The sequence below is a fragment of the Phaeobacter sp. CAU 1743 genome (assembly GCF_039839315.1).
GTDB lineage: Bacteria > Pseudomonadota > Alphaproteobacteria > Rhodobacterales > Rhodobacteraceae > Phycobacter > Phycobacter gallaeciensis_A.
In genome coordinates this window covers 1-13,723 of sequence record NZ_JBDOQR010000017.1, presented here as the reverse complement: position 1 = coordinate 13,723, position 13,723 = coordinate 1, and the positions used below count along the sequence as shown (strand labels likewise).

Below are 13,723 nucleotides of genomic sequence, written 5' to 3'. Positions count from 1 at the left end.
CCGGGTGCAAGGGGCGAGCGGTGTGTGCGGGCTGGCGCCGGAGGCAGGGCAACGATAGACAGGGCAGCAGTTGAGCATAACATGCAGGTCTTTTCACATGAGCGACGATCGCAAAAGCCGGTTTCCCGACGCCCAATCCGACCGGAGCCGGGCCGAACATCTGCCGCATACGCCGCAGACCCGGTCCCCGTCCTATCGGCTGGCCTTTGACGACAATGAATTCATGCTGCGGGACGAGCTGCGCCCGGTGCGGTTGCAGCTGGAACTTTTGAAACCGCAGTTGCTGCTGGATGAAAAGGGGATCGAAAGCACCATCGTCATGTTCGGCGGCGCGCGCATTCCCAGCCCGCAAAACAAGGAGCAGGCCCGCACGCAGACCCTTGCGGATCTTTCTCATTTCTACGACGAGGCGCGGGAATTTGCCCGGCTGATGACGCTGACATCCCTGGAAACTGTTGGACAGCACAATGTCATCGTGACGGGCGGCGGGCCGGGCGTGATGGAGGCAGGGAACCTAGGTGCCAGCGATGCCGGGGGGCATTCGATCGGCCTTGGCATCGTTCTGCCGCATGAGCAGGCACCGAACCTCTATGTGACGCCGGATCTCAGCTTTAACTTCCACTATTTCGCGGTGCGCAAGATGCACTTTTTGATGCGGGCCCGGGCAATCACCGTCTTTCCGGGTGGCTTTGGTACCCTGGATGAGCTGTTCGAGAGCCTCACCCTGATCCAGACCGGCCGCATGGAACGGGTGCCCTTCATCCTGTTCGGGCGCGCGTTCTGGGAAAAAATCATCAACTGGGAGGCCCTGGCGGATGCCGGGACCATTTCCGATCAGGATCTTGATCTGTTCCGGTTCGTCGAGACGGCACAAGAGGCCGTGGAGATTATCGATAACTGGGAGCCTGCTCCGGCGCGCGGCGCTTTGCCGGACCGCGATCTGTAGTCAGGCTGCCGATCCAAATTTGGCTGCACCGCATCCGTCACCAATGCGTGGGTGATGCGGGCTGCTCAGAAAAACTCCGGCGGCAACACGCCAACCGCGATGCCCTGGGGCAGACGGGTCAGGATCTGTTCGCCTTCGATCGTCTTGATGCCATAGCCATAGCCACGCAGGCGAAATTGCCATTCACGGGTGCTCAGCGCCTTTTCACGCTCATCACGGATCATGGTCAGAACGCCCGGTTCAATGGCGCCAACAGTGCGGGTTTCGATGGGTTCCTGTTGCATTGCGATTCCCTTTTCAACAGCATTGTTTTCAGAATCGAAACTGTTCTAGCCAAATGGCGAAATTGCACCCGAATATAGGAAAAAATGAGGCAGCCCATTTCGCTAAATGGCGATATTCGGACCTCAATCATTCCCGTTTAATCCCTGAAATTATTAAAAACTTATTAAAGGTGCGCTGAACTGCGCGGTTTCCGCCAATCTCAAGCCGCATGGCAGCCACATTCCCTGACGAAACGTTGATGCGTGGAATTGGTGTGTGGAGATTGGGATGTCTGAGGTATCCGATTATTCGGCCCTATTATATTATCTGGACGATGACGTCTTTCGCTGGAACGGACAGACATCCGTGGGCACGCAGGTCGTTGTCACCTACAGTTTCGTCGAAACGCAGGATCTGGCGCCGGTATCGACAGATCCCTATGGCGCGAGCTCTTACTGGTCCTTCAGTGAGGTGCAGCGCGGTTATTTCCGGCAGGTGACAGAAGAGTTTGAGGCCACAGCCGGGATACGGTTCGTCGAGGTGGACGGCCCGGCCATGGTCAATGTCTTCGGTTTCAACGGTGGCAGCGCGGGCGGCTGGGCCGATATCGCGCTATCTCAGGACGGTCACACCAGTCAGGGGGACCTTGCGATCGGGACCAGCGCACTCAGCCCCGGTAGCTATGGGTACGAAACCATGCTGCACGAGTTGGGGCATTCGATGGGGCTGAAGCATCCGCATGACGGGGATCTGACCCTGAAAGAGAGCCTGGATAACCAGGAAAACACCGTGATGACCTACAGCTATGATGGCTACAGCGTCACGGATCTCGGAACAATGGACGCCCAGGCTCTGCAGAACATCTATGGTGACGCCAGCGCCTTTGAAGGTTGGAATGTCGGACTCAATCGCGTGGGCAAGGTCAAGATCCGCGCGACGGGTGAGGACGATGTGATGGTCTCCACCGATCAGGCCACCGTGCTGGTGGGGCGCGGGGGAGACGACCAGCTCATCGGCCGCGAAGCAAAAGACGTGATGCGCGGCGGCGCAGGACAGGACACGCTGATCGGCGGGCTCGGCAATGACAAGCTGAATGGTGGTGGCGGCAGTGATGTACTTTATGGCGGCATCGGAGAGGAAGACTACTCGGGCGGCGAGGACGATTCCGATGTGCTCCACGGACGCGGCGGACATGACCAGATCTTCGGTGGCGGCGGTGACGATCGGTTGACCGGTGCGCGGGGCGCGGACACTCTTGAAGGTGGCAACGGAAACGACCGCTTGCTGGGAGGCGGCGGCAGCGACATTTTGAACGGTGGCGACGGAGATGACGTCCTGACCGGTGGCGGCGGCGCGGATGTCTTCGTCTTCACGGACGATGATTTCTACGATGTGAATACCATCACCGATTTCACATCCGGCGTCGATGTAATCGATGTTTCGCAGGTCGATCCCGCATACTTTGGAGAAATGAACGCGCAGCAGGATGGCGGAGACACAGTGCTCAGTTACGGTTCCTGGTTCGAGATACGGCTGGAAGGCGTTACCGGGTCTCTGACTGAAGGCGATATTCTGTACCTATAGAAATACCGTCTCGCGCGTTTCGGCAGACCGGTGTGGCGGTCTGCCTTTTCTCAGTCGGCCTATCACCAGCCTCAGGACGACGTGCCTGTCTCGGTCTCGATCTGCTTGCGGCTTTTGCGGGCGCGTTCGGTGGCCGATTTCAGCTGACCGCAGGCCGCCAGAATGTCTTCACCGCGCGGAGTGCGGATCGGTGAGGCATAGCCGGCCTGATAGATGATATTGGCAAAGGCGTGGATGCGGTTGTTCGACGACCGTTTGTAGGGCGCGCCGGGCCATTCGTTGAACGGGATCAGGTTCACCTTGGCCGGAATGCCCTTTATCAGCTCCACCAGACGGTGGGCATCCTCATCGGTGTCATTCACATCTTTCAGCATCACGTATTCAAAGGTGATGCGCTCGGAATTGGTCAGCCGCGGATAATCGCGCAGCGCGTTCAGCAGCGCCTCGATGTTCCAGCGCTTGTTGATCGGCACCAGCTTGTTGCGCACCTCATCCGTGGTGGCGTGGAAGGACACGGCCAGCAGGCAGCCGATTTCCTCGGCGGTGCGGGCGATTTCCGGCACCACGCCCGAAGTGGACAGGGTGATCCGGCGGCGCGACAGGGAAATCCCCTCGGGGTCCATGGCGATCTTCATCGCATCGCGCACGTTCTCGAAATTATAAAGCGGCTCGCCCATGCCCATCAGAACGATGTTCGACAACAGACGGGTTTCGTCCTTGGGGGCGCCGGGCACCGGCCATTCCTCCAGATCGTCGCGCGCCATCATAACCTGCCCGACGATTTCACCTGCCGTCAGGTTGCGCACCAGTTTCTGGGTGCCGGTGTGGCAAAAGGAACAGGTCAGGGTGCATCCCACCTGGCTGGAGATACACAGGGTGCCGCGGCCTTCCTCGGGGATATAGACCACCTCGACCTCGTGCCCGTCGGCGATACGCACCAGATACTTGCGGGTGCCATCGGTCGACACCTGCTTGCTGACCATCTCGGGGATGGCGATTTCGAAATGCTCGGCCAGTTGGGCGCGATAGGCCTTGGCGAGATTGGTCATCTCAGCAAAGTCGCGTTTGCCCCATTGGTAGATCCATTGCCAGATCTGCCCGACCCGCATCTTGGCCTGCTTTTCCGGCGTGCCGTGCTCGATCAGCGCCGCGCGCATCTGCTCGCGGGTGAGACCCACAAGGTTGATCTTGCCGCCCTCGGGCTGTTTGCGGGGCAGGGTCAGAACGTCTTGGGTGATCGGCGCGTTGGCGGTCATGGCAGGGCGACTCGGATTTATGGGCTGGATGCGGCTCTATATAGGAGTTTGACCAAAGATCAAAAGATTTCCTCCCCAGAAAGCACTGCAGAGGGGCTTGGGGTGGGGCGATAGCAAAAGCCCCGACTGCTGTCGCGGCCGGGGCAAAACGGTACTTTTATGCGAAAGGCCCGGCTTAATTACTGGGTGCAGCGCTTTTCCGCATCCTCGACTGCGGCAGTAAACCCAAGCAAGGAGAACCGGTCCTTGGTTTGGGTGCCGCGAGCCGAACGGGCGGTCAGCACCGCGTCTGATCCCCGTTTCATCGCGGTGATGATTTTAGCATCATCCGCTGGGGTCGCGGGCCAGGCCCATTCACCTTCGGTGAAGAGTTCGAATTCGGAATCCCCGATCACCATGTTGACGGTCGATCCGGGCGCGAAGGGGTATCCACCGGTAAAGCTGACCTGACCTTTGTCACTGTCATCCGGGCGATAGAGCACGAACAGCTGAATGTCGCTGCGGCGCACGGCGACAACCCGACCATCACGCGTATTGACGGTTTCCTTGGGGGCGGAAACGCCCCAGCATTCGGTTGGGTTTTCGCCCTGAAAAACGCTCCAATCCACGTTGGCGCCAACGCGGTTATCCGTTTTTGCTTGCTGTGCGTTCGCGCTGGTGGCCAATGCGGCCACACACAGGCCCGCGGCCAAGCGGGCGAGTTTCGATGCCATTTGTCCCGACTCCAAGACTGTCATAACCTCAATTTCAGGGAGATCGTACCGGGTCTGGCAGCGTTGTGACCGCCGTCTTTGCCCGTTTCCCCTGCTTGCCTTACTGAAGCACACTAACGTAACAATCACCACGAGCGAAAGTGCGTTTTGGCAGGATTTCGCCAAGAAGCGAGGCAGATATCATGAATAAACCCGTACCTATGGCCGAGATCTGGCGTGGCTCCCTGCTGGAAAGCCTGCATCTGGGGCATGCGGTCATCTGTGACGCCAGCGGACAGATTGTGCGCAGCTGGGGTGACCCGGAGGCGGTGATCTATCCGCGCAGCTCGGCCAAGATGATCCAGGCGCTGCCGCTGATGACCTCTGGCGCCGCCGCGAAATACGGGCTGACATCCGAGCAGCTGGCGCTGTCCTGTGCCTCGCACAATGGCGCCCATATCCACACCGACCGGGTCAATGCCTGGCTCGGTCAGCTGGGGCTGGCGGATAGTGATTTCCGCTGCGGCCCGCAGGAACCGGCCGATATCCCGGCGCGCAATGAGCTGATCAAGACCGATCAAAGCCCCTGCCAGGTGCACAACAACTGCTCGGGCAAACACGCGGGCTTCCTGACCCTGAACCAGCATCTGGGCGGTGGGGCGGATTATGTCGAGATCGATCACCCGGTGCAGCAGGCCTGCCTGTCTGCCTTTGAAGAGGTGACCGGGCTGGAGAGCCCCGGATATGGTATCGATGGCTGCTCGGCGCCGAATTTTGCCACCACTGTACATGGTCTGGCGCGGGCGATGGGCTGGTTTGCCTCGGCGCATACACGGTCCGACCGGGCCTCTGAAGGGGCGGCGCAGCTGGTGGCGGCGATGGCGAAACACCCCGAGCTGGTCGCCGGGGAAACCCGCGCCTGCACCAACCTGATGCGCGCCATGGGCGGCCGGGTGGCGATCAAGACCGGGGCAGAGGCGGTGTTCGTCGCCATCCTGCCCGAGCAGCACCTGGGCGTTGCGCTGAAGATCACCGATGGCGCAACCCGGGCCAGCGAATGCGCCATTGCGGCCATTCTTGTAGGGCTTGGCGTTCTGGAGGCGGATCACCCGGAAACCCGCAAATATCTGAATGCGCCGCTTCTGAACCGGCGCAATATCGATTGCGGCGCCATCCGTCCCGCTGCCGAACTGGAATTCTGACCCGCAAGGGGGGGCTCCCGCCCGTCGGTCAGCTTCTGAAAAGCCGCCCTCCCGTTGGGCGTGGCGCCGCGCGATGCGCGGCGCTGGGACCAAGGCCGTCATGGGGTGACGGCCCCAGGGCCGTTGCACCTGTGGGCGCGAGAGAGGCCCGGACGCTATATGGCGCGCCTTCTCGTCGGCCCGGGGTTCTGGCTTTAGAGCATGTCGAAGATCAGTTTCATCGCCAGCGCCACCGAGGTCAGAACCAGCAGCGGTTTGATCAACCGGGCACCAATCTTCTGCGCCAGCCCGGCGCCCAGCCGCGCCCCTGCGATCTGCGCAAGACCCATGGCCAGTCCGGTCATCCACCAGGGCGTCGCGACAAAGGCAAAGGCGACCAGCGCCCCGGCGTTCGAGGCGAGGTTCAGCAGCTTGGTATGGGCCGTCGCCTTGAGAATGCCGTAGCCCGCCAGCGACACGAAGGCGAGCATGTAGAAACTGCCCGCACCCGGTCCCAGCAGCCCATCGTAGGCTGCGCAGAGCGGCACCATGGTACCTGCGAACAAGGCAGGTGACAGGCGGCGCGCGCGGTCGAGATCGCCAAGCCCCTTCTTGGTGGCAAAGAAGATCGCGATTCCGATCAGCAGCAGTGGCAGGATCATCCGGATCCACTCTGTCGGCAGAACCGAGACCAGAAGCGCCCCGGCGATCGCTGCGACAAAGGCGATCAGCGCTGATCCCCCCTGCCGACGCAGGTCCACATGGCCGCCGCGGGCATAGGACAGGGCGGCGGTGGCGGCGCCGAACAGGCCCTGAATTTTGTTGGTGGCCAGGGCTGTGACCGGGTTGGCTCCCGCGATCAGCAGCACGGGAACCGTGATCAGTCCGCCGCCCCCGGCGACGGCATCGATGAACCCGGCAAGAAACCCGGCTGTCATCAACAGCAGAAGGGTTTCGATCCCGACCTCAAAGCCGGGCAATAGGTCGAGCACGTCTATCAGGCCTGGAAATCGCTGCGGGCATAGCCCTGCACATAAAGCAGCGCAGTGAGATCCCCTTGATTGATCCGGATATCACATTCCGCCGCCACCGACGGCTTGGCGTGCAGCGCAACGCCTGCGCCCGCACGGCTGAGCATGCCAAGATCATTAGCACCATCCCCGACGGCGATCACCTCCGCCTCAGTCAGACCCAGCCGGGCGGTGATCTCTTCCAGCGCGTTGACCTTGGCCTCGCGTCCCAGGATCGGGCGGGCCACATCACCGGTCAGCGTGCCCTCTGCCGTCAGCAAGGTATTGGCGCGGTTTTCGTCAAAGCCCAGCTGGCCCGCGACCCGCGCGGTAAAGGCGGTGAACCCGCCCGAGACCAGCGCCGTATAGGCGCCGTTTGCCTTCATTGTGGCGACGAGCTCCGCCCCGCCCGGCATCAGGGTGATACGGGTGTTCAGAACCTCGGTGATCATGCCTGCGGGCAGCCCCTTCAGCAGGCCGACCCGTTCGGTCAGGGCGCCTTCGAAATCGAGTTCGCCGTTCATCGCGCGGGCGGTGATGTCTTTCACCCGCTCCCCGACGCCTGCGACCTCTGCCAGTTCGTCGATGCATTCCTGCTGGATCATGGTGGAATCCATATCCGCCAGAAGCATGCGTTTGCGGCGTCCCTCGGTCGGCTGGATGACCAGATCGACAGCCATGTTCTGCAGGTCCTGCCAGACGTCCCATTGGTTGTCCGGCAGGGTTTCCAGCACAAATTCGGCGGCCACGTCGGGGGCCAGCCACTGGGCCTCGCCGCCGCCCCAGGCATTGCGCAGGGACTCGACCAGGGTCGCCTCAAGGATGGGCGCCGCAGGATTGCAAAGCAGGGTGACGGTATACATGGGCAGGCTCCGGAGCGGGGGGAGAGACAGGAACAGGGTGAATTTCGGCATGTCATAGCGAGGCGGGATCGCCGGGGCCAGCCCCTGCGGCCAATCGCGCATGTGTGCCCGCGCCAGTGGTCAGACCTTGCCGTTCTGCGACATCAGCACTGCCAGCCAGCGGGTGGTCGGGATTTCCGCGAGGATGATCATCACCATCGCGGTCAGTGGCACCGCAAGAATGGCGCCGGTCATGCCCCAAAGCTCGGTCCAGAGCGCCAGCGCCAGCAGAACCGAAAACGGGCTGAGGTTGACCGAATGCCCAAGGTATTTCGGCTCAACGTAATAACCGATGATCATCTGCGGCGTCATCAGCGTCACCAGCGCCAGCGCCGCGTGGCCGAAGGAGCCGAATTGGATTAGGCTGATGGTGACCGGAAAGAACACCGCGATGATCGAGCCGATATAGGGAATGTAATTGAGCAGCCCGATCAGGATCGCCCAGAAGGCTGGGTGGGCAATCCCCAGCATTAGAAGGATCGCATAGGACACCAGCCCCAGAATGACGTTCACCAGCGTCTTTGCTGCCAGATACCCACCGATCTTGTCGTTGATCTTGCGAGCCAGCTCCAGTGTGCGCTCGGCATCTTCCGGCTCGCGCATCGCCATCAGGGTCTTTTCCGGCAGCCGGTCCAGTTCCGTCAGGATGAACACGGCGTATAGCGCGGCGCTGACGATCAGGGTGCCGCCGTTGCTGATGGTGGCAAGCATCGCGGGCATCAGCGTGGTGGCGTCGATCAGGTCCAGCAGGCTTTCGCCCAGATTGGCCCAGCTGGGGACCTCGTCGACGCCGAGATAGGTCAGGAAATCGTGCTGCAGCTTATCGAGATTGGCGGCGTATTGCGGCAGGGCGGCAGAGATCGCCGTGGCGCTGGCCGTAATGAAGGAGGCCAGCACCATGAAGGCGGCAAGGATTGCCAGCAGCACCAGCAGCCGCCGCGCAGTACGGGGCAGGCGGCTGAACCCCGGCACATCGGCCAGAACCTCGGCGGCGGTGGTCAGGATGTAGACGGCGATCACGGCCACGAGGATCGGCAACAGCACGGCCTGACCGGCGGTCAGCAGCCAGCCCACCATCAGCAGCAGCGCAAAGGAATAGGTCACCAGCGCCAGTTTGCTCATCTGCGAAATCCGATTCGAAACACCATGGAGACAGACAACAGCATCCCATACCTCGCCGCAATGACAGAGCCTGTACGGGGCAGATCGGGTGCCGATCCGGGGTGGAAAGTTTCCGAAAGGCGTCAGGAGGGGTCGCAATTGCGCGCCAGATCGCCGCAATCTGTCGTTTTGCGTATTGCGCGGCCGCGCGGCAGGCCTTAGCTCCGTCCGTGGGACACCCCTCCCCAACGAGGGGCATTTATCTGGAAGGATAGCATCAATGGCTAACCAGCAACCGGCTACGCGGCCGGCCAATCCGCGTTTTTCCTCTGGCCCCTGTGCCAAACCCCCCACATTCGATCTGACCAAACTCGCAGATGCGCCTCTGGGCCGCTCGCACCGTGCCGCTGTCGGCAAGGACAAGCTGAAGGCTGCCATCGAAGGCACTCGCGAGGTTCTGGGGATCCCCGCTGATTACAAGATCGGCATCGTGCCCGCCTCGGACACCGGTGCCATGGAAATGGCCATGTGGAGCCTTCTGGGCGCCCGCGGCGTTGAGATGCTCGCCTGGGAGAGCTTCGGTTCCGGCTGGGTCACCGATGTGGTCAAGCAGCTGAAACTGGATGCCGTCGCCAAGACCGCAGATTACGGCGAGATCGTCGATCTGGCCTCGGTCGATTTTGCCAATGACGTCGTCTTTACCTGGAACGGCACCACCTCGGGTGTTCGCGTCCCGAATGGCGACTGGATCCCGGCGGATCGCGAAGGTCTGACCCTTTGCGATGCCACCTCGGCCGCCTTTGCGCAGGACCTGCCCTGGGACAAGCTGGATGTGACCACCTTCTCTTGGCAAAAGGTGCTGGGCGGCGAAGCGGCCCACGGCATGCTGATCCTCTCCCCGCGCGCGGTTGAGCGCCTGGAAAGCTACACGCCCGCATGGCCGCTGCCGAAAATCTTCCGCCTGACCAAGGGCGGCAAGCTGATCGACGGTATCTTCTCCGGTGCGACCATCAACACGCCCTCAATGCTGGCGGTCGAAGACTACCTCTTCGCGCTGGATTGGGCGCGTTCGGTTGGCGGTCTTGAAGGGCTGCAGAACCGCGCCAATGCCAACACCAAGGCGGTCGCCGATTTTGTCGAGCTGCACGACTGGATCGATTTCCTGGCCAAGGATCCGGCGACCCTGTCGAACACCTCGGTCTGCCTGAAGTTCACCGATGACCGCATCAAGGACGGCGCCGCCTTTGCCAAGGCCGTGGCCAAACGTCTGGAAGCGGAAAACATCGCGCTGGACATCGGCGCCTATCGGGACGCGCCTGCCGGTTTGCGGATCTGGTGCGGTGGCACGGTCGAAACCTCGGATATCGAGGCCATGCTGCCCTGGCTCGAATGGGCCTTTGAGGCCGAGATCGCCGCGCAAGGCTGATCAAGTGACTTCGCCCGGCGGCACCGCCGGGCAGCGCCCGACCCTCCCCCAGGAGGGCGCTTTGCACCCACCAGGGTCGGACGCTTCCCTCGTTCAAAATTGACGGCCTTTCCACAGGCCCCCGCACAAAGGACCACCAGACATGGCCCCCAAAGTACTCATTTCCGACAAACTCTCCGAAGCCGCCGTTCAGATCTTCCGTGATCGCGGCATCGAGGTCGACTTCCAGCCCGACCTTGGCAAAGACAAGGACAAGCTGGCCGAGGTGATCGGCAACTACGATGGTCTTGCCATCCGTTCGGCCACCAAGGTCACCGAGAAGATCCTCGAGAACGCCACCAACCTCAAGGTGATCGGCCGCGCCGGTATCGGCACCGACAACATCGACAAGGAAGCCGCGTCGAAAAAAGGCGTGATCGTGATGAACACGCCCTTTGGCAACATGATCACCACCGCCGAACACGCCATCGCGATGATGTTCGCCGTTGCTCGCCAGATCCCCGAAGCCTCTGCCTCGACCCATGCAGGCAAGTGGGAAAAGTCCAAGTTCATGGGCGTTGAGCTGACCGGCAAGACCCTGGGCGTCATCGGCGCCGGCAACATCGGTGGCATCGTCTGCGACCGTGCCCGTGGCCTGAAGATGAAAGTCGTCGCCTATGACCCCTTCCTCGGTCAGGAGAAGGCCGACAAGATGGGCGTCGAAAAGGTCGAGCTGGACGAGCTTCTGTCCCGCGCCGACTTCATCACCCTGCACGTGCCGCTGACCGATCAGACCAAGAATATCCTGTCGGCTGAAAACCTCGCCAAGACCAAGAAGGGCGTGCGCATCATCAACTGTGCCCGCGGTGGCCTGGTCGATGAAGAGGCGTTGGCGGAAGCACTGAAATCCGGTCACGTTGCCGGTGCGGCCTTCGACGTCTTCTCGGAAGAGCCGGCCAAGGAAAACGTGCTGTTCAATCTGCCCAACGTGGTTTGCACCCCGCACCTGGGCGCCGCCACCACCGAAGCCCAGGAAAACGTCGCCCTGCAGGTGGCCGAGCAGATGGCCAACTACCTGCTGACCGGCGCCGTAGAGAACGCGCTCAACATGCCTTCGGTCACGGCGGAAGAAGCCAAGGTCATGGGGCCCTGGATCAAGCTGTCCGAGCATCTGGGCGCCTTCATCGGCCAGATGACCGATGACGAGCCGATCAAGGCGATCAACATCCTCTATGATGGCTGCGCGTCCGAGATGAACCTTGAGGCCCTGAACTGCTCGCTGATTGCCGGGATCATGAAGTCGATCAACCCGGATGTGAACATGGTCTCCGCTCCGATGATCGCCAAGGAGCGCGGTATCAAGGTCTCGACCACCAACCAGGAACAGTCCGGTGCCTTTGAAGGCTACGTGAAGGTGACCGTGGCGACCCCGACGCGTGAACGCTCCATCGCGGGCACCGTGTTCTCGGATGGCAAGCCGCGCTTCATCCAGATCAAGGGCATCAACATCGACGCCGAAGTGGGTGAGCACATGCTCTACACCACCAACAACGACGTGCCGGGCATCATCGGTACCCTAGGTAAGACCATGGGCGATCACGGCGTCAACATCGCGAACTTTACCCTGGGCCGCGCTGTGGCTGGCGGTGAAGCGATCGCGCTCTTGTATGTCGATGGTGTGGTCCCAGCCGAGGCGCGCGCCAAGCTGGCCGAAACCGGTCTGTTCAACCAGATCAAGCCGCTGCAGTTCGACGTCAAGTAAACTGTCGCAGGCCACGAAATCGGAAAAGCCGCCCCATGATCCGGGGCGGCTTTTTCATGTGCTCCTGCGCTGCGCGCCGGTTATTTCCGGATCGACCGCAGCACGACCACAAAAAACACCAACATCCCCGCCAGGGTCAGCACCGAGCCGAGCTTGGCCAGCATTTCATTGTGACTGGCAATGGCCATGGCAATGCCCGGCACGATCAGGCCCAGCCCGGCGGCAGACAGCGCAAAATGCAGCTTTGGCAGCAGTCCCTGATCCGCGGCTGGCACCAGATGATAGTAAAAGCCGAAGATCGCAAAGCTGACCCAGCCGATCAGGTTGAGATGCCCATGCGCCGGCGATAGGACGTGATCGCCCGTCGCGGCCATCTGGATGCCCCAGACCATACCCCCAAGCGCCGCGCTGACCGCGACAATGAAAAATGCGGATGAAATACCTTTCATCTGATCGTCCCCCTTGAACTCACCAAAAACGCCTGCCGTATCATCCCATGCCCGCCTTGAATGGCGGATCGGTTGCGGCAGGTGGCGACAACTGTGACCGGTTTCCGGTTTTCGATCCACATATTTCCCGCGCTGCGCCACCGGGCAGAGGGCGTCATTCAAGGCTAACCTTCGGCGTCCCACAGGCTGCCCCTTGTGGTAGGGCGGTGCATCGGCCATCTATTCCCTATAGCAGCCAAGGAGATGCCCATGCCCGCGCCGATTTACGCCATAGGAGACATTCACGGACAGCGCGAGATGCTGGAAGAGGCGCTGGAGCGGATCGCGGCGGATGGTGGTCCCGATGCTCAGGTGGTGTTTCTTGGCGATTACGTGGATCGCGGGCCGGATTGCCGGGGTGTCTTGGATCTGCTGATCGAAGGGCAGGCGGCGGGCAAGAACTGGACCTGCCTGATGGGCAACCACGACCGCATGTTCTCGATGTTCATGGAGGACTATCCCCGCAACGATGCCCGGCTGCTGGTGGGCTATCACTGGCTGCACGAGAAGATCGGCGGGGTGCAGACGCTGGCCTCTTACGGGGTCGATGTTCCGGAACGGGCGCGTATCCACGAGGTGCACGAAGAAGCGCGCGCCGCCGTGCCGGAGCGCCACCGGGGTTTTCTGGCGGCCCTGCCCAGCCACCATGAACAGGGCGCGCTGCTGTTCGTCCATGCGGGCATCCGTCCCGGCGTGCCGCTGCAGGCGCAGACCGAGGATGACAAGATCTGGATCCGGCATGAATTCCTCGACGACACCCGCCCACACCCCTGGCTGGTGGTGCATGGCCACACCCATGTCCCAAGCGCTGAGCATCGCGGCAACCGTGTCAATCTGGACAGCGGCGCAGGCTTTGGCCGCCCGCTGAGTGCTGCCGTCTTCGAAGGAAAGGACTGCTGGCTTCTGAGCGATCAGGGGCGCAAAAGCATAGGCTCCGCCTAACCAAAAGAACCGCGTTTTTTACGCAGAATCCCAGCGCTTTTCGTCGCAAATCACAGAGAAGTGTGCTAGGGTCTGTGGACATTCATCGTGAGGCGATGATGGCAGCCGCGAGATGCCAATTGGCGGCGTAGCTGGACGTTGTCTTTTCGTAGCGGGTCGCTATGGCTCTGAATTCCTTGATCTTTGCGAA

At 61.5% G+C, this 13,723-nt stretch carries 13 protein-coding genes and 1 pseudogene; 6 read left to right on the top strand and 8 right to left on the bottom strand.

All coding sequences use genetic code 11. The features are described 5' to 3' along the window. Positions 1-97 precede the first annotated feature (97 nt). Positions 98-946, top strand: coding sequence for an LOG family protein (locus tag AAFO90_RS08815; protein WP_274829409.1), 849 nt, complete (start codon positions 98-100; stop codon positions 944-946). Between the two features lie 65 nt (positions 947-1,011). Here AAFO90_RS08815 and AAFO90_RS08810 read toward each other — a convergent pair whose 3' ends face one another. Beyond that, positions 1,012-1,230 (bottom strand): hypothetical protein, encoded by a 219-nt coding sequence (locus AAFO90_RS08810; protein ID WP_065272181.1) that lies wholly within the window; start codon positions 1,228-1,230, stop codon positions 1,012-1,014. Between the two features lie 268 nt (positions 1,231-1,498). On the opposite strand from AAFO90_RS08810, the gene AAFO90_RS08805 reads away from it, so the two are divergent. Beyond that, on the top strand, positions 1,499-2,794 hold the full coding sequence (locus tag AAFO90_RS08805) for a type I secretion protein (protein WP_347509161.1): 1,296 nt from the start codon (positions 1,499-1,501) through the stop codon (positions 2,792-2,794). Between the two features lie 71 nt (positions 2,795-2,865). Here AAFO90_RS08805 and rlmN read toward each other — a convergent pair whose 3' ends face one another. Then, positions 2,866-4,050, bottom strand: coding sequence for a 23S rRNA (adenine(2503)-C(2))-methyltransferase RlmN (gene rlmN, locus AAFO90_RS08800; protein ID WP_347509160.1), 1,185 nt, complete (start codon positions 4,048-4,050; stop codon positions 2,866-2,868). A gap of 179 nt (positions 4,051-4,229) precedes the next feature. Beyond that, positions 4,230-4,763, bottom strand: a complete 534-nt coding sequence (locus AAFO90_RS08795; protein ID WP_274829412.1) for an invasion associated locus B family protein — start codon at positions 4,761-4,763, stop codon at positions 4,230-4,232. 182 nt (positions 4,764-4,945) lie between these two features. On the opposite strand from AAFO90_RS08795, the gene AAFO90_RS08790 reads away from it, so the two are divergent. After that, positions 4,946-5,944, top strand: coding sequence for an asparaginase (locus AAFO90_RS08790; RefSeq protein ID WP_347509159.1), 999 nt, complete (start codon positions 4,946-4,948; stop codon positions 5,942-5,944). Between the two features lie 194 nt (positions 5,945-6,138). Here the strand turns inward: AAFO90_RS08790 and AAFO90_RS08785 are convergent, their stop codons facing one another. The 3 genes from AAFO90_RS08785 to AAFO90_RS08775 form a co-directional block, all read right to left on the bottom strand. Then, complete coding sequence (locus AAFO90_RS08785) at positions 6,139-6,861, bottom strand: TSUP family transporter (protein WP_347509211.1); 723 nt, start codon at positions 6,859-6,861, stop codon at positions 6,139-6,141. Between the two features lie 59 nt (positions 6,862-6,920). Next, positions 6,921-7,796, bottom strand: a complete 876-nt coding sequence (gene serB / locus AAFO90_RS08780; protein WP_347509210.1) for a phosphoserine phosphatase SerB — start codon at positions 7,794-7,796, stop codon at positions 6,921-6,923. A 120-nt stretch (positions 7,797-7,916) separates the two neighbouring features. Then, on the bottom strand, positions 7,917-8,957 hold the full coding sequence (locus AAFO90_RS08775; RefSeq protein WP_274839660.1) for an AI-2E family transporter: 1,041 nt from the start codon (positions 8,955-8,957) through the stop codon (positions 7,917-7,919). Between the two features lie 259 nt (positions 8,958-9,216). Between AAFO90_RS08775 and AAFO90_RS08770 the strand changes: the two genes are divergently transcribed. Continuing rightward, positions 9,217-10,362 carry a phosphoserine transaminase gene (locus AAFO90_RS08770; RefSeq protein ID WP_347509158.1) on the top strand — a complete coding sequence of 382 codons (1,146 nt, stop codon included), beginning with the start codon at positions 9,217-9,219 and terminating at the stop codon, positions 10,360-10,362. Between the two features lie 142 nt (positions 10,363-10,504). Continuing rightward, entirely contained in the window at positions 10,505-12,103 is a 1,599-nt protein-coding gene (gene serA, locus AAFO90_RS08765; RefSeq protein WP_065272189.1) for a phosphoglycerate dehydrogenase, read from the top strand. A gap of 80 nt (positions 12,104-12,183) precedes the next feature. Here serA and AAFO90_RS08760 read toward each other — a convergent pair whose 3' ends face one another. Next, on the bottom strand, positions 12,184-12,714 hold the full coding sequence (locus AAFO90_RS08760; RefSeq protein ID WP_347509157.1) for a hypothetical protein: 531 nt from the start codon (positions 12,712-12,714) through the stop codon (positions 12,184-12,186). Between the two features lie 87 nt (positions 12,715-12,801). On the opposite strand from AAFO90_RS08760, the gene AAFO90_RS08755 reads away from it, so the two are divergent. Continuing rightward, positions 12,802-13,533: a metallophosphoesterase family protein gene (locus AAFO90_RS08755; RefSeq protein ID WP_347509156.1), complete on the top strand. Its 732-nt coding sequence runs from the start codon at positions 12,802-12,804 to the stop codon at positions 13,531-13,533. 82 nt (positions 13,534-13,615) lie between these two features. Here AAFO90_RS08755 and AAFO90_RS08750 read toward each other — a convergent pair. Continuing rightward, positions 13,616-13,723: pseudogene (locus tag AAFO90_RS08750) on the bottom strand (IS5/IS1182 family transposase); the annotation flags it as partial.